Origin of the sequence: Pseudomonas sp. Leaf58 (assembly GCF_003627215.1) — a bacterium.
Lineage (GTDB): Bacteria > Pseudomonadota > Gammaproteobacteria > Pseudomonadales > Pseudomonadaceae > Aquipseudomonas.
The window spans coordinates 2,562,898-2,579,092 of the sequence record NZ_CP032677.1; the positions used below are offsets into that span (position 1 = coordinate 2,562,898).

Sequence of the window (16,195 nt, forward strand, 5' to 3'; positions counted from 1 at the left end):
CTGTAGGTCCAAGAAAAAAGGAACCGCGGCACCAGGGAGAGGAGCACCGCGGTTCAAGGGGGAGACGTTTACTTCTGGGTCACAGTAGCCAGGTTCGCGCTGCCCAGCTGGCTGATAGTGGCGGTTTGGGCGATACCGCTCTGGTCGACGAACGCCTTGTTGCCCTGACCTCCTTGGGTCACGTAGGCGACGTTGATACTGTCGGTTTGCTTGATAGTGGCTTCGTTGCCGCTACCGTACAGCTGGTTGGTATAGCTCTGGTTGCTGTAGCCGGACTGGTCCAAGCTGATGGAGTTGCTGTTGCCCTGGCTATTGCCGTAGGCATAGTTGTCGGTCCCGCGCTGGTCGGCGACCAGGATGTTGTCGGTGCCGTTCTGCTCGAAGTACAGCTCGTTGTTGCTGTCGGCCTGCTTGGTCGACATTTGGTTGCTCTTGCCTTTCTGGGTCAGTGTGGCCAGCTGGTTGTCACCGTTCTGGGTCAGGTTGGCACTGTTGGCGCTGCCGTTTTGGTTGATGGTGGCGTTCTGGTTGGTGCCGAACTGGCCGCCCATCTTGGCGCCCTTCCAGTTGCTGGCGGTAACGCTGTTGCCGTCGCCCTTGGTATTGATGGTGAGGTTGAGGTTTTCACCGTTCTGGTAGGTGAAGTGCAGGTTGTTGCTGCCGGTCTGGGTAATGGTGGTGTTCGAGTTGTTGGTCTCGAACTGGTCCGACCAGCTGGCGTTGGCGGTCCCTTGTTGCGACAGGCTGACCTTGTTGCTCATGCCGAAGCTCTGGTCGATATAGCCTTCGTTCATTTGGCCCGACTGGGTCCCGGACGCCTGGCTGCCGACCTGGGTGTCCTGCCACACTTCCACCGAGTTGCCGCCACCGTACTGACCAATGCCGATGGTGCCGCCAGTACCGTCGCGTTGGTCGCCATAAGCCCAGTTGTCGTGACCGTCCTGGTAGACCTGGATGTCGCCATCGACCTGGTTCAGGTGCTCGGCGGCCGCATAGTTGCCTTGGCCGTTTTGGTTAAGGGTGCTTTTGTTGTTGCTGCCACCGAAGGTCTGCTCGATAAAGGCTTCGTTGCGCTGGCCAGACTGCAAGGTGGTGGCCTTGCTGCCTTCCTGGCTGTCCTGCCACACGGTCGAGGCGTTTTCGGCACCTTGCTGGGTTTGCAGCGCTTGGTTGTTCAGGCCCAGGGACTGGCTGGCGAAGGCGTCGTTGTAAGTGCCCCCGGCTTGCTGGGTGATCTGGCTGCCGTTTTCGTACAACTGCTCGGCGTAGCCGGCGTTGTACGAACCCGTGGCGCTCTGCTGGATGTCGCTGGTGCTGTTGTCCTGCACCGCCAGGTGGTTGTGGCCCTTGCCGGTCTGGGTTTGAGTGGCCGAAGCGAAAGGTGCCAGGGACTGGCTGACTTCGGCGATGTTTTCCTTGCCGTCCTGGGTCTGGGACGAGGTGCTGTCAGAAGCCATGGCCTGACCTGCGAGGGCCAGGACGATAGCGGCACTTAAGGGAGCGAGCTTGTACATGGTGGTGCCTCCAGGTCTATCGGTATTGGGTGATCTGAACATGCTGGCCATTGCCGGTCTGGGTCACGGAGCTGTTAAGGCCTGTGCCGGACTGCACGATGCTGGCGCTGTTGTCGTTGCCGATCTGCTCGATGGCAGCGCTGTTGCTGCTGCCGCTCTGACGGATCGACGCGCTGTTGCCATTTCCCTGTTGGCGGATGATGGCCATCAGGTCACTACCTTCCTGCAAGATGTACGCTTCCTGTGCACCCCCGGCCTGGACGATGCGGCCCAGCAGAGCCTGGCCGTTCTGGTCGAGGGCGGCACGGTTGCCCGACCCTTGCTGCTCGATCACCGCGGCCTGGCCGGCGCCGACCGGCAGTAGACGGATGATTACCGGTTCACCGAGGTCGTTGCCGGGCGCGAGGTCGGCATTGTCCATCAGGTCGTCGGCCCAGCTGGCCTGGCCCGCCAGGGCCAGGCTGAGCAGCAAGGGAATCAGGCGTTTCATCGCAGCCTCCAGCCTTTACTGCACGACGACGTTGACGGTGCGTGTGGTGCCTTGGCTGGTGGTGATCGTCGCCGTCGGCGCGGCAGTCGGGATCACCGTGGTGCTGTTGCTGACCGCCAGGCGCCAGCGGCCGGTCACCGGTACCGTGGCGGTGCCAAGGGTCTGCACACCAGTGGTCGTAGTCACCCGCACGGTGACGGTGTTGCCGGTGGTTACCGACGAGGTACCGCTGATGTCCCAGTTGTAACGGTTGTTGGAGCGGGCTGAGACCGTGGCGGCGGTGACCGTGAAGGTTTCGGCGGCGGGTTTCGGCGATACGTTGACAGTGACGGTGCCGGGGTTGGACAGCGCCCCCAGCGAGTCACGCACCTGGTAGGTGAAGGTGGTGGTGAACGGCGCCGTTACCGTGGCTGGTGGGGTGTAGGTAATGGTGGTGCCGTCGGTGCTCACCGTGCCCCGGCCTCCGGTCGGTGGGGTGAGGGAGGCCGCGACGACAGTCAGCGGCAGGTTGCCTTCCGGATCGGTGTCGTTAGCCAGCACGTTGATGGTCAATGGCACGCCCAGGGTGGCGACCGTTTCTGGGTTTGCGGTCGGTGCCTGGTTAGGCGCGACGTTGATGGTCACCGTTGCCGGTTCCGACTTCAGGCCCTTGGCGTCCACCGCCTGATAATTGAAGGTGGCCACCAGCGCTTGCGTAGCCCCAGCTGGCGGGGTGTAGGTGACCGAGGTGGTGCCGTTCATCACCACACCGCCAAGGCCGGTACCGGGTTGAGTGAGGTCGCTGATGGTCAGCGGCACATTGCCGTCTGGGTCGCTGTCGTTCTGCAGCAGGTTGAGGGTGATCGGGATACCGACACTGGTGCTGCCGACATCAGCCTGGGCTAGCGGTGGCTGGTTGGCCGCTTCGACCGGGGCGTTGCCGACCACGATCACCGGTTCGACGTCGCTGCCGCCATGGGCCGACTTGACGGTAACGGTGGCCGGTGGTTGGGCCACGTCGTTGACGGTCAGGGTCTGCAGCGCGCCACCCTTGGACAGGCGGCCGTAGCCCTGGGCGAGCAGGTCGGGCACTGACACTTCGTCGCTGGAACGGGCTTCGATCACTAAGCGCTTGCTCGCCCACTCGTAGCGTGCGGTGCTGACTTTGACCACGTCGGTGAGCTTGCTCGACAGCGCAGTCGGCTGGGTGCCACCTATGCTGTTGCTGGCGGTGACGACCACCACTGGCGGCGGTGGGTCTTGGCTGAATTGCTGGGTGAAGAACAGCCCACGGTCGTCGGGGATCAAGTCGAACTGGCACGGCGAAGGTGGGGTGCCGATCAGCGCCAGGCCATTGCGCATGCACACGCTGGCCTCTTTAGGGGCTTTGGCGAACACTTCTACGCGGGTGCCGCTGCCGTTGCGTGAATAAGTGGCGCGTTCGAGGGTAGCCGGCGTTTGCGCACGTTCGTCCAGCACCTTGCCCGAGACCGTGAACAACGAGGTCTCGATACGGCCAGGCGGGCCGTCGATGCGGATATAGTTGGTGTCGAATGGGCTGCCGAGCACCGCTTCGGGCCGGTTCGGGTCGCCGATGAAGGTTTCGGTTGCGCCGGTATCCGGGTTGACTTCCGGGTAGGGCCCACCAACACCGCGCAGCCATGGCCCGACGGCGCCGTTGAGCGCGCCACGGAAGTTGCCCGGTGCGCCGATGCCGATGTCACGCGTGATGTTGATCGCGCGCCGCCCCGGCGTGGTGACGTTGACCGTTTCTACGCCATAGGGGTGGGTAATGGTGTAGGTACCGGCACGTGGCACCGACACCCGGATGCGGATGCGAGCGAAACTCTGCTGGTCGCCATCGACTGGGTTTTCTGCGGCGAACGCCGCTTCTATACCGGCAACGTAGGCATCCAGTTCATAGCCGCTGTTGCCCACCGCTGGGATGGTGGCCTCGGCCAGGAACCAGAACATTTCCGGGGGCCAGTTGTCGGGGAACACCAACGGCAGGGTGTCGTCGTAGATGCCCGGCTCGGGCAGCAGGGTACACATGTAGGACGGTGCGCCCGGCGCACCGGGAACCCGCGAACTGGTGGCCCGTGACTGGCACAGCTCCAAGGACTGGTTAAGGCTGTCCTTGTACCACATGGGGTAGCCGCCGGTGGCAAAGGTATAGGGGCCCGGGTCGACATCAGACAGCGCGGCAAAGGCGGCGCTGGTAACGGTGAGGGAGAAACCGGCGGCGAACAGCGCACGGCGCGACCAAGTGTTCATGCTGCCTCCTTGAAGGCTGAGCCTTTGTCTGTTCATGGCACCAGCACCACGTCTTCGGTGTCGCTACCGCCGTTGGTGCTCGTCACTTGCACCTTGGCTGGCGGTATCGGTGTGAGGCCGGTGATCAACGACTTCACTGCGCCGCTGCCGCTCAAGTTGCCGATGACCGTGCCGTTGCCGGTGTGCGCCGTGAGGACCGGCGGGGTGGTTTCGTCGCTGGTGCTGGCGACCAGGGTCAGCTCGCCGGTGGACAGGCGGTACTGGGCCTGGGTAATGGTGACCAGGTCGGTTAGCGGTACGTTGCGGGTGGTCAGGCTGCTGGTGGGGATCGCCACGCTGTTGTCGGCGGTCAGCGTCACTATCGTGCCAGCGGCCGGGTTCAGGGCCGACTGGGCGTACCAGGCGCCGGTACCATTGGCCTCGGTGAGGTTGAGGTTTGGCGTTTGGCTGGTCAGGGTGGCGGTGGCCGGTGGCGGTGGTGCCATCACGAAGATGTCTTGCTGGGCCCGCAGGTCGCCGTTTTCGGTGTGCCGCGAATAGGTGCTGCGCTGTGGCATCAGCGGGGTCGGCAGCGCGACGGTCGAGAGTTTGCCCGAGATCGAGAACAGTTCGGTGCGCAGGTCGATGCCACCGGGGCCTTCGATGCGTACATAGTTGGTGTTGAACGGGCTGCCGGTTACCCGCTCTTCCAGGTTCGGGTCGCCGATGAAACGCTCGTTGCCTTCGGTGTAGGGGCCGTTGACACTGCGCAGGAACGGCCCGACGTCGCCTTTGAGGGCGCCGGTGAAGTCGCCAGCGCCGGCGATGCCGATGTCGCGGGTCATGTTGATCGCCCTGCGCCCGGCGGCGGGTACATCGAATACTTCGACGCCGTAGGGGTGGGTGATCACGTAGGTACCGGCGGTGGGTACATCGACCCGAATGCGCACCCGGGCGAAGCTGACCTGGTCACCGTCAACCGGTTCTTCGGCAGCAAATGCCGCTTCGATGGCGGTGCCGTAGCCCAGGTCGATACCGCGGGCGGCGTCGACGATGGCGGCGTCGGCGGTGAACCAGAACGCTTCGTCAGGGAAGTTGGTGGGGAAGACAATGGGTTGCGTGTCGTCGAACACACCGGGGGTAGGCAGCAGCGTGCACATGTACGACGGCGCGCCGGGGGCGCCAGGTACACGAGAGCTGACCGCCTTGGTCAGGCACAGGTCGAGAGCACGACCGTGACTGTCCTGGTACCAGGCGGGGAAGCCGCCATTGGCGGGGACGTAGGCGGCTTGGTCAACAGCATTCAAGGCGGCTTGCGCCGGGAGCTGGAGCAGACCGGCGAAAATCGCTACTGCCAGCGGGTGGGGTATCGGTCGGTGCATGAGTATTTCCTCCTGCAAACGGGCCCATGGACTGGGGGCGTCTGGGAGGAGATCGGCAATAGGTGTGCCAACCTGTAAAAAAAGCGGTGCAGGCCTTGCCGGGCAAGGGATGCAAATTTCTGCACGGGGATTTTCCAGGCATTTGCCTGTGGGCCCCGTTGCCCCAAGGTTGGGGATTGGGGCTGGTCGTGGCGCCCCACTCCTGACGCCTGCGGTAACCCCAGGCATGGCACTGAGGGCACCGCTGTTGGCGGGCAAGTCAGCGCCTGCGTGCTACATTGCAGCGGCCCGTCCAACTGCCCAGCCGAGCCAAGCCAAGCATGCAGCCCCTCGACCCGCTGTCCCTGAACCTGTTCATCATCGTTTGCGAAGAAGGCACCATCGCCCGCGCTGGCGAACGGGCGTTCATGGCGCCGTCCGCCGTCAGCAAGCGCCTCTCGGACATTGAGGCGCGTTTCGCTACCCAGTTGCTCAGCCGCAGCAAGCGCGGCGTGGCACCCACCCCGGCCGGGCTGGCCCTGCTGCGCCATGCCCGGGAAATGACCCGCGCCATGGAGCGCCTGGACAGCGAACTGAGCGAATACGCCGAGGGCGCCCGTGGCCATGTGCGGGTGCTGGCCAATGTCTCTTCGATCATGGAGTTCCTGCCCGAGGAACTGTCGGCATTCATGCTCGAACACCCGCTGATTCAGGTTGATATCGAAGAGCGTTTCAGCCCCGATGTGGTACGCGGTGTGGCGGAGGGCAGCGCAGACCTGGGTATTTGCCGCAAATCCATGGCGGTAGGCGACCTGGAGTTCGTGCCGTACCGTCAGGACCACCTGGCCGTGGTGGTCGGTGCCGACCACCCGTTGGCTGGGCATAGCCAGGTTGCTTTTGCAGAAACCCTTAGCTACGAGCATCTTGGCCTGTCGGCCTTCGCCACGCTTAACACCTTCATGCGCAAGAGCGCTGAACAGGCTGGCCGGCAGCTGCGTTTTCGTTCGTACGTGTCGTCGTTCGACGCAGCGTACCGCCTGGTGCAGTTCGGCCTGGGCCTGGCGGTATTCCCTCAAGAAGCCGTGGCCCGCTATGCGGCGTTGTTCGACCTGCGGGTGATCCCGCTTACCGACGACTGGGCGCTGGGCGAGTTCGTCATCTGCATGCGCGACCGGCACACGTTGTCGTTGTCGGCGCGGCGCCTGCTCGATCACCTGTTGCTGCGCGCACCGGCCTGGCAGGCAGCGGGCTGATCCATCGTGGCTGACGATGGATCAGCCCGTAAAACACGTCTTTTCTAGCCGCCATCCAGCTCTTAGTCTGGCGCAACGCTTGAGACAGAGAGACCGTGATGACAACAATAACAATCAACGAAGTTGGCCTGCGCGATGGCTTGCAGAGCCTCCAGGCGATCATGCCGACGGCCGCCAAGCGCCGCTGGATCGACGCTGCCTACGCGGCCGGCGTGCGCCACATGGAAGTCGCCTCGTTCGTGCCGGCACGCCTGCTGCCACAAATGGCCGATGCCCGCGAGGTGGTGGCCCACGCCCTGACGTACCCGGGCCTGCAGGTTACCGTGCTGGCGCCAAACCTTCGCGGCGCCAGGGACGCGCTCGAATCCGGCGCTCACCGCATCGTTGCCCCGGTATCGGTCAGCATGGCGCACAGCCTGGCCAATGTACGCCGCACGCCGATGGAAATGGTCGAGGAACTGGGGCGCATGTGCCAGTTGCGCACGGGCATGGGCCTGCACCATGTGCAGGTAGTGGCCGGCATGTCGGTTGCCTTCGGCTGCACCCGCCAGGGTGACGTGCCACTGGCCGATTTGTGCGCGCTGACCCAGCAAGTACTCGAGGCGGGCTGCGACCTTGTCTCGCTGGGCGACACCACCGGCTACGCCAACCCAGGCCAAGTGGCAACGGTGATCCAGGCGGTGCGGGCGATTGCCGGCGACAAACTCCAGGCCGCGCATTTTCACGACACCCGCGGGCTGGCGCTGGCCAACAGCCTGGTCGCCGTGCAGCAAGGCATCCGCGAACTGGACGCCTCCCTGGCAGGCTTGGGCGGCTGCCCATTCGCCCCAGGCGCTTCGGGCAACACGGTCACCGAAGACCTGGTGTTCATGCTGCAGAGCATGGGCTACGCCACCGGTATCGACCTGCCAGCGCTGATCGAATCGCGCCAGGTGTTGAGCCAAGCGCTGCCGGGCGAACCGTTGTACGGCTGCATCGCCCGCGCCGGGCTACCGCTGAACTTCCCCCACGCCTGAGCGCCCGAACGAGGAATACCACGATGTCCAAACTTCCGTTGGACGGCATTCGTGTCGTCGAGATTTCGCATATGGTCATGGGCCCGACCTGCGGCATGATCCTCGGTGACCTTGGCGCCGAAGTGATCAAAATCGAACCCCTGCACGGTGACGGCACGCGCCGCTTGCTGGGGGCGGGGGCGGGCTTTTTCCGCACCTTCAACCGCAACAAGCAATGCATTGCCGTGGATGTCGAAACGCCCGAAGGCCGCGAGGCCGTGCTGCAACTGGTCGACACCGCCGACGTTTTCATCGAGAACTTCAAGCCTGGGCGGATGCACAAGCTGGGCCTGGGCTACGCCGCACTGCGCCAACGCAACCCACGGCTGATCTATGCCTCGCACAAGGGTTTTCTCAGCGGCCCCTACGACAACCGCCTAGCGCTGGACGAGGTGGTGCAGATGATGGCCGGCCTGGCCTACATGACCGGGCCGGTGGGCCGCCCGCTGCGCGCGGGCAGCTCGGTGAACGACATCATGGGCGGCATGTTCGGCGCCATTGGCGTGCTGGCCGCGCTCAACGAGCGCCACCGCACGGGCAACGGCCGCGAGGTGCAAAGCGCCCTGTACGAGAACTGCGTATTGCTGGCGGCCCAGCACATGCAGCAATACGTGGTCACCGGCGAGGCGGCGGCGCCGATGCCTAACCGCATCAGCGCTTGGGCCATCTACGACGTGTTCAGCTTCGCCGGCGGCGAGCAGATGTTCGTCGCTGCCACCGGCGAAGGCCAGTGGCATGCGCTGTGCCAGGTACTGGGTCAGACCGCCTTGCTCGAGGACCCGACGCTGGCCAGCAATAACGACCGGGTGATGCAACGGCCACGGCTGCTGGCGCACCTGGCCGAGGTGTTCGCGCCGCTGGATGCTGGGCAACTGGCGCTGCAACTGGAAGCCAACGGCATTCCCTTCGCACCAATTCGCCGCCCAGAAGAACTGTTCGATGACCCGCACCTGCAGCAGAGCGGTGGCATGGCCGAGCTGCAACTGGAAGACGGCAGCCACACGCCGATGCCCTTGCTGCCACTGTCGCTGGACGGCCAACGCCTGCAACCGCGCCGGGCGATACCGCGCATTGGCGAGTATACCCATCAGGTGATGCGTGACCTGGGCTATAGCGATGCGCACATTGCCGAGCTGTGTGCGGCCGGTGTGCTGAAGACTGACGACGTGGCCTGAGGAAAGTTTGAAATGGCGATCTACCAGTACGATACGCTCACGCCGCACGTGCACCCGGAAACCTTCGTTGCCGAAGATGCCACTGTGATCGGCGCCGTTACCCTTGAACAAGGCGTCAGTGTATGGCCCCAGGCGGTGCTGCGTGGGGACAACGAACCGATCCGCATCGGCCAGCACAGCAACGTGCAAGAGGGCGCGGTGCTGCATGCCGACCCAGGCTTTGCCCTAACCGTGGGGCAGCGCGTGACCATCGGCCACCAGGCGATGTTGCACGGTTGCACGATCGGTGACGGCGCACTGATCGGTATTCAGGCGGTGGTGCTCAATGGTGCGGTGATTGGCAAAAACTGCCTGGTCGGTGCCGGTGCCATCGTCACCGAAGGCAAGGTGTTCCCCGACAACTCGCTGATCCTGGGGGCACCGGCCAAGGTGGTGCGCGAACTGACGCCCGAAGCCATCGCCGGTATGCAGCGCAACGCCGCTGAGTACGTCGGCAAGGGCCAGGCCTTCAAGGCAAAACTCACGCGCATCCGTTGAAAACCTTGCAAGCGGCGCCCGCTGTAGCGTCGCTGCTCTCCAATAATTACAAGAATGGAGATCTACCATGGTTGCCATGACCGGCGAACTGGCGCGTGAGCGCAACGCCAACCACATCGATGAACTGCTGCTGTACCGCCGCGTGGCTTGGCGCATCATGCCCCTGGCCATCATCTGCTTCCTGTTTTCCTACTTCGACCGCATCAACATCAGTTTCGCCAAGGCCCAGATGCAGCAGGAGCTGGGCCTGAGCGACGCCGCCTATGGGCTGGCCGCGAGCATGTTCTTCGTCGGCTACGTGTTGTTCGAAGTGCCCAGCAGCTTGGGCCTGAAGCGCTATGGGGCGCCGGCCTGGATCTGCCGGATCATGGTGTCCTGGGGCCTGGCGACCGCTGCCCTGGTGTTTGCCTACACCCAGTACACCCTGTACTTCCTGCGGTTTTTGATCGGCGTGATGGAGGCCGGCTTCGGCCCGGCGATCTTGTTCTACCTGGCGTGCTGGTTCCCGCGCAAGCACCTGGCGAAGATGAATGGCCTGTGGTTTCTGGCGGTGCCGCTGGCCGGTGCGGTAGGTGGCCCGGCAGCAGGCTTTTTGCTGGGCACCCTGGACGGCGTGCTGGGCCTGGCCGGCTGGCACTGGCTGTTCCTGATGTCCGGTTTGCCCTGCGTGGTGCTAGGTGTACTGGTGCTGTACAAGCTCGACCGCGATATCGAAGCGGCAAAATGGCTGAGCCGCGAAGAGAAGGACCTGCTGATGGAAAACCTGGCCCAGGACAAGCGCACGGAAAAGCCCATCCTCGGTTCGCTCTGGCGGGTGCTGCTGACCCGGGAAGTGGCGATCATGGCGTTCATCTACTACGTGGTCAAAACCGCGTCCTACGGCCTCAACTTCTGGATGCCACACCTGATCAAGTCCTCGGGGGTGCAGGACATGCTCTGGGTCGGCGTACTGTCGGCATTGCCTTACGCAGTGGCCTGCATCGGCATGGTGTTGCTGACCCGTCGCTCCGACCGCACTGGTGAGCGCAAGCGTTACCTGGTGTATTGCCTGCTCGCGTCTGCCGTGGGCTACCTGCTGGCGTGCCTGTTGTCCGACTCGTCGGTGGCGATGATGGCCGCACTGGTGCTGGCTACCGCCGGTACCTTCATCGCCATCCCGATCTTTTGGACCATCCCGCAGTCGACCTTCTCGGGCCTGGCGATTGCCACCGGCACCGCCGCGATCAACTCGGTGGGGCAACTGAGCGGCATCGTCGCACCGGTGATGGTGGGCAAGATCAACGATGTCACTGGCAGTACCTACATGGGCATGCTCGCCATTGCACCGCTGATCCTGATCGCTTGCCTGGTGGTGATGCGCTACGTGCGCAACCCCCGAAGCTGATTGGCGCCGAGTCTACGAACAACAACAAGAACAAGGCACACCCATGATCATTGTCCACTCCCGGCGAGCAGCGCTAATGCTCGCGGCGCTTTGCTGCGCCTGCCAGGTTGCCCAGGCCAGTTTTATCGAGGGCGGTAAAGGCAGCCTGGAACTGCGCAATTTCTACTTCGACCGCGACTTTCACGGCGACAGCGCCACGCAATCCCGGCGCGGCGAATGGGCCCAGGGCTTCATGTTGCGCTTGCAGTCTGGTTACACCGAGGGCGTGGTCGGCTTCGGCCTCGACGCAGCCGGTATGCTGGGGCTCAAGCTCGACTCCTCGCCCGAGCGCAGCGGCACCGGCCTGCTGCCCCGTGGTGCCGATAAACGCGCGGCCGATGACTACGCCAAGGCCGTGGCAACCCTCAAGGCCAGGCTGGCGCAGAGCGAGCTGAGAGTCGGTGGCCTGAGCCCGCAGCTGCCATTGCTGGCGTCCAACAACAGCCGGCTGTTCCCCCAGTGGTTCAACGGTGCGCAACTGGTCAGCAAGGACCTGGATCGGTTTACCTTCACCTTGCTACAGGTGGATGCCACCAAGCTGCGTGATTCCACCGACTATGAGGACCTGACGGCCATGGCGCAGCAAGGCGCCTACTCGGCAACGGTCACCAGTGACCGGCTGTACTATGCCGGGGTCGATTACCAGCCGTTGGCCAACCTGACGTTGAGCTTGCACACCAGCGAACTCGAGGACCTGTTTCACCGCGACTTTGCCGGGTTCAAGTTCAAGGCCGGCCTGGGGGCCGGGGAGGTGTTCAGCGAGTGGCGCTGGTTCAATGCACGTGAGCAGGGCCGGGCGTTGCTGGGCGAGGTCGACAACCAGACACTCAGTACCCATGTAGGCTACAGCGTTCAGGGCCATACATTCAGCGGCGGTTATCAGAAAGGCCACGGCGATACGGCATATGCTTACGTGGGTGGCACTGATACCTACCTGTTCAGTGAACAGCAGGTCAGCACGTTCGCCTTGGCCAAGGAAAGGGCCTGGATGCTGCGCTATGACTACAACTTCGCCGCGCTGGGCCTCCCGGGGCTCACCTTCAACGTGCGCTATGTGAAGGGCGACCAGGTGGACCCGCAGCGCATAGCCAGTGCCAAGGGCAGGGCGCTGGCCGCTCAGGGTGGGGAAGGGCAGGAGTGGGAGCGGACCACGGATATCAGCTACGTGGTGCAATCGGGGCCATTGAGGAATGTGTCGCTGCGTTGGCGCAATGCGAGCATGCGTTCGAACTTTGCCGATGCGGCCGATGAAAACCGGGTGATCGTGGGGTACACGTTCGAATTCTGATGCTTACCCGATTTTTTGTGGGAGCGGCCTTGTGTCGCGAGCGGGCCGCACCTACATGGGCGGCGAATTTTTCGATTTGGGCGTATGCGGTTTACGTGGTTTTTTTTCTGGCCGCTTACCGGGCTTGAGCTGCCAGCGGTCGGCGTTGGCGAGCAGGCGATCCTGAATGGCTGGTGGGTAGTCGCTCAGGGTTGTCACGGGCGGGACGGGTTTACCGGGCATGCCGGCCTCGCGGATCACCTTCGGCCAGCGTGGCCGCCAGCACAGCAGCAGGCTGAGCCAGTGGCCGATGCCGACGATGACGAAGGCGGGCCAGACCAGGAGCAGCGCGACCTTGAACAGCCAGCTGCTTTTGCGGAAGAAACGGCCGAGGCCCTCGAATTGGGCACTGAATGCCTGGATGGGCGAGGGCAGCTGGGTGCTCAGGCGGGGGCGGGGCACCGCGTCTGGACCTTCTTCCATGTAGCGGCGGATGAACTCCCACTCGTCACGCAATTCGCTGCCGCCTTGGCCCTGCTTGCCGAGTAGGGCCATTTCCATGTGCGGGAGGCCGGTGCGGCTGGGGTGCCAGACTAGGCCAAGCCTCACGCCGAGGCTGAGAGCGTCATCTTCTGGGTAAAGAGCCGTGCTCCCGGTGGTTTTCCATGGAAATGTCACGATGCCGCCGCAACTGCTAGGCCGATGTAGATGAACTTGCTGGGTTTTTCGGTTGAAACGGATGAGCAGATGACGGGTGGTAAGCATCTCTAGTCGCGTAAACTGCAGCCCGTATTTTAGATAAAAATAAATGATTGCGCCGTCCATTGTGGACATCAGCATAGTTATTATGATGTTGATGAGAGAGGTTGTGTAAGATGAGAAAAAATCAAGGTAAAGAGAGCCTAGAGTTATTGTGGCTCCGGTATATAGGATCGGGCCTAGTCCTCCCAGTGTCATGATTGTAATTAGCCCGCGTTTTTCCTCTGAGCCCCCGCAGCGTAGTTCCAGGAAAGTATCATTGAAGGCAAAAACATGCCCGTGTGCGCGAGGTTGTTCACTGACCCGTCGGAAATGTATTTCTTCTTCCAAATCGCTTTGATAAAAATCCTGCGTCGCGCATCTCTCTACTGGCGTCATCTTTATTTCATACGCATTTCGTGCCGTTTCTGACTCGATTGCCATCTGCCAGAATCCCCATTCTATCAGATACATTATATGACCTCTCTGAAAGCTGAGTGAAGATATTTTAACTCTTCGTGCTCTTCATAGAGTTTTGAAGTCTTTCCTATGCGGAAGCAGCTGCGTTTACACCATTTTTCCAATGAGTCGTCTTCAAGTAGATAAATTACAACCGTCAGGGCGAGGCTGACCCAAAAAGCTCCGAGTACTAAACGTGAGAGTAAGAGCCGAGCAGCGTTTGTCCCTAGCTTTTTTGCGAGCGTCCCCATGGAGGTGGCTAACATTCTTCCAAATTTAGTCTTAGCGTTATGAGATAGAGAGTCGAAAACGGTCTTTGCGATTGCTATAGCTGTTCCAGCTTCTGCTAATCCAAGTACTATTGTTGCCGTCCCTCGAATACGATAGGCGTTGGCCAGACTGTTTGTTCGAACCCTCGATTCTTTGCCCTGTGCTTCACGAAAATACCTATCTGCATCCGCATAGTCCCACCACGCGAAAATCAGCCCCCCCATACCCGCCAAGCTCGCTCCCCAGAGCTTTAACCTCCCCACAGTCGCTGCTGCTCCTCGCCCCGTTACACTATTCGTCCCGTATCGTGTTACCACCTGATCCACATAACTGGCTCCTATTTCAAAACCAGCCGCAGCCGTAGTCATGGCAGCTGCCATGAGTTCGGTCTTCACCCGCGCGTCGCTATCAGGCAGCTCCCTTGCCTTGAAGGCCATCAGCATTCCTTCAAGCAGGCAGACCACGCCGGCGGCGCGTACCTTATAGAAGTCACTTTTGTTGCTGTCGGCCTGCATCAACCCTTCAGCCCAAGCCTGATCCAGATACCGTGATACTTGGCCAGCGCTTCGCTGTGGGTTTAAAACCTGCCCGTTGCGGGCGGCATCACCCAGACGTACATCGACCGCTGCTTCGTGTACCGAAGCAAACAGTGTCAGGCGCAAACCCTGGTGCAGGGCGCGGTCCACATTGTTGGGCGCTCCGGTACGCAGCACCTGCCGGCTGAGCGCTACGTACCAGGCATACAAGCCGATGCTGGCGGTGCTGTTTGCCTTTTGCAGTTCTTCGTAGAGTGCGTTGATGCGGCCGAAGGCATTGGCGGCAGCGTGCGCGCGCTTGGCAAGGCCTTCGGCCAGCGTGAAGTCGAATGCTGAAGGCGGTTCGGCCTTGGCCGCCTGCAGAAGCGCCGCAAGCGCTTCACGAAGGTCTTCCTGGTTGTACGTGATGCCGCGCATCGCCAGGTTGCCCCGGTCTGCCACGTCACTGCGCCACCAGTGGTCCCACACGCTCGTGCCCCATTCACTGAGCTCCATGCCGATGACGCACTGGCCGGTCTGTTCGGCAAAGGCCAGGCCGTTGATCAGGTCGGCATTGTCATAACGGTCCAAGGCCTGCAGCAGCCGCTCGCTGATTAGCCAGCGAGCATGATCCTTGGCCCGATCTTCCGCGGCCTGCTGGGCCTGCTGCATGGCCTGTTCGAAACTCTCAAGCTGGTCGCGCATGGCCTGTCGGTCGACCAGGTGCCCGTATTTCTGGTCGAATTTTTTGCTGAACTCGCCGGCATCCTGGCGGGCCTGGACCCTGGCGCGGACCCCGCGCTCGAACTGCGCGAGATGAGGTTTCATCCGCTCGTCATGCGCATCAGCCTGTTGCCTGGCCCGTTCGGAAAAAGCGTAGATTTCCGGATGCGTGTACGGTTGGTTGCGAACGGTCTCGGCCATGACCTCGCGCTTGACGATTCGGTCGGCCAGCATCTGTGGGTAGAGCTTTTCGATTTCCAGGAACGATTGCGCGACCAGCAACCTGCGTTCGTTGTCCACGGCAGGCTCTACGGTGCGTTGTAGCCACTTCACCTTTACGTCGTCGACTGCCGCGTTGCGCCAGGCGTTGAGCTCCTGGGTGATACCGATGGCGTCTTCGATGACGATGGCGGCACCGCGGGGTTTGGTTTGATTCACCAGTGGCGCCAAGGCTTGCCGTGACGCGTGCGGTGAGACGATTTGGTCGCTATTGAACGGTTGCAGGTCCAGCAGCGCTTGCAGGTCTGAATCGTCCTGGGCCTTGAAGTCGGCGACCCAGCCCAGTTGATCGTGCTTCAGCACATGAGGCTGTGGTGGCGCCTCGGAAGGTTGGATGAAGCGAGCGATATCGATGGCCGGCAGGCTGCTGCGGTACTCGTCCTCAAGCAGGCGATAGTTGTCGAGCATGCGCGGTGTGAGCGGGGAAGGGCTGTATAACGGTCGCAGCTCTTGGATGTCATCCAGGTCATAAAGGCTGATGGTCCAACCAAAACCCCGCATGATTTCGTCCAGGTTGCCTGCACTGGGGGCCGGTTCCCACGGGGCGTCGGCGCTGATGTACAGCAGCGAGCCGTTGGGTGCCACGCGGTACTGGCTATGCCATTCGTAGGCCGCTGCGCTGTGGCGTTTGATCAGCAGGTAGAGAAACCCTTCGCGCAACGGGCGGATGGCGTAACTGGAGTGGGTAAGCTCGCCGACCTCCTGGAAGGGGTTGAGGTAGCCTGGCAACTTGGGCAGGCGAGCACGTTGCGCCGGGTTGCCACCGACGGCGGCGTAGCGCAGGGGCAGCAGTTCGAAGCGGCGGGTGCAGTCGGCCACGGGGCTGTTGCGCAAAGCCGGGCGGTAGCCGGTGGTTATGCGTCTGCACAGTTCTAGGGTTTCGGTGAGCGAGTCCATGTTGTAT

The 16,195-nt window shown here is 62.4% G+C and carries 12 protein-coding genes; 6 read left to right on the forward strand and 6 right to left on the reverse strand.

Features of this window, described 5'->3' with window-relative positions:
* Positions 1 to 68: 68 nt before the first annotated feature.
* The 4 genes from DV532_RS11915 to DV532_RS11930 are packed head-to-tail and all read right to left on the reverse strand — an operon-like array spanning position 69 to position 5,618.
* Positions 69 to 1,514, reverse strand: coding sequence for a curlin (locus tag DV532_RS11915; RefSeq protein WP_056796927.1), 1,446 nt, complete (start codon positions 1,512 to 1,514; stop codon positions 69 to 71).
* 16 nt (positions 1,515 to 1,530) lie between these two features.
* Positions 1,531 to 2,004: a curlin gene (locus DV532_RS11920; RefSeq protein ID WP_056796930.1), complete on the reverse strand. Its 474-nt coding sequence runs from the start codon at positions 2,002 to 2,004 to the stop codon at positions 1,531 to 1,533.
* A 15-nt stretch (positions 2,005 to 2,019) separates the two neighbouring features.
* A complete protein-coding gene (locus DV532_RS11925) occupies positions 2,020 to 4,257 on the reverse strand; it encodes an Ig-like domain-containing protein (protein ID WP_056796933.1) in 2,238 nt (745 codons plus the stop codon).
* A gap of 32 nt (positions 4,258 to 4,289) precedes the next feature.
* On the reverse strand, positions 4,290 to 5,618 hold the full coding sequence (locus DV532_RS11930) for a hypothetical protein (protein WP_056796936.1): 1,329 nt from the start codon (positions 5,616 to 5,618) through the stop codon (positions 4,290 to 4,292).
* Between the two features lie 320 nt (positions 5,619 to 5,938).
* Between DV532_RS11930 and DV532_RS11935 the strand changes: the two genes are divergently transcribed.
* The 6 genes from DV532_RS11935 to DV532_RS11960 all read left to right on the forward strand — a co-directional run bounded on the left by DV532_RS11935 (position 5,939) and on the right by DV532_RS11960 (position 12,328).
* Complete coding sequence (locus DV532_RS11935) at positions 5,939 to 6,850, forward strand: LysR substrate-binding domain-containing protein (RefSeq protein ID WP_056796939.1); 912 nt, start codon at positions 5,939 to 5,941, stop codon at positions 6,848 to 6,850.
* A gap of 98 nt (positions 6,851 to 6,948) precedes the next feature.
* Complete coding sequence (locus tag DV532_RS11940; protein WP_056796943.1) at positions 6,949 to 7,866, forward strand: hydroxymethylglutaryl-CoA lyase; 918 nt, start codon at positions 6,949 to 6,951, stop codon at positions 7,864 to 7,866.
* Positions 7,867 to 7,889: 23 nt separating this feature from the next.
* Complete coding sequence (locus DV532_RS11945; RefSeq protein ID WP_056796945.1) at positions 7,890 to 9,080, forward strand: CaiB/BaiF CoA-transferase family protein; 1,191 nt, start codon at positions 7,890 to 7,892, stop codon at positions 9,078 to 9,080.
* A 12-nt stretch (positions 9,081 to 9,092) separates the two neighbouring features.
* Positions 9,093 to 9,617 carry a gamma carbonic anhydrase family protein gene (locus DV532_RS11950; protein WP_056796949.1) on the forward strand — a complete coding sequence of 175 codons (525 nt, stop codon included), beginning with the start codon at positions 9,093 to 9,095 and terminating at the stop codon, positions 9,615 to 9,617.
* Positions 9,618 to 9,684: 67 nt separating this feature from the next.
* Entirely contained in the window at positions 9,685 to 11,001 is a 1,317-nt protein-coding gene (locus tag DV532_RS11955) for an MFS transporter (protein WP_056796952.1), read from the forward strand.
* Positions 11,002 to 11,047: 46 nt separating this feature from the next.
* Positions 11,048 to 12,328, forward strand: coding sequence for an OprD family porin (locus tag DV532_RS11960; protein WP_056796972.1), 1,281 nt, complete (start codon positions 11,048 to 11,050; stop codon positions 12,326 to 12,328).
* 51 nt (positions 12,329 to 12,379) lie between these two features.
* Here the strand turns inward: DV532_RS11960 and DV532_RS11965 are convergent, their stop codons facing one another.
* Both DV532_RS11965 and DV532_RS11970 read right to left on the reverse strand, forming a co-directional pair.
* Positions 12,380 to 13,519 (reverse strand): DUF6708 domain-containing protein, encoded by a 1,140-nt coding sequence (locus DV532_RS11965; protein ID WP_082476762.1) that lies wholly within the window; start codon positions 13,517 to 13,519, stop codon positions 12,380 to 12,382.
* Positions 13,519 to 16,188, reverse strand: coding sequence for a T6SS effector BTH_I2691 family protein (locus DV532_RS11970; protein WP_056796957.1), 2,670 nt, complete (start codon positions 16,186 to 16,188; stop codon positions 13,519 to 13,521). Before DV532_RS11970 ends, DV532_RS11965 begins: the two co-directional genes overlap by 1 nt.
* Positions 16,189 to 16,195 lie beyond the last annotated feature (7 nt).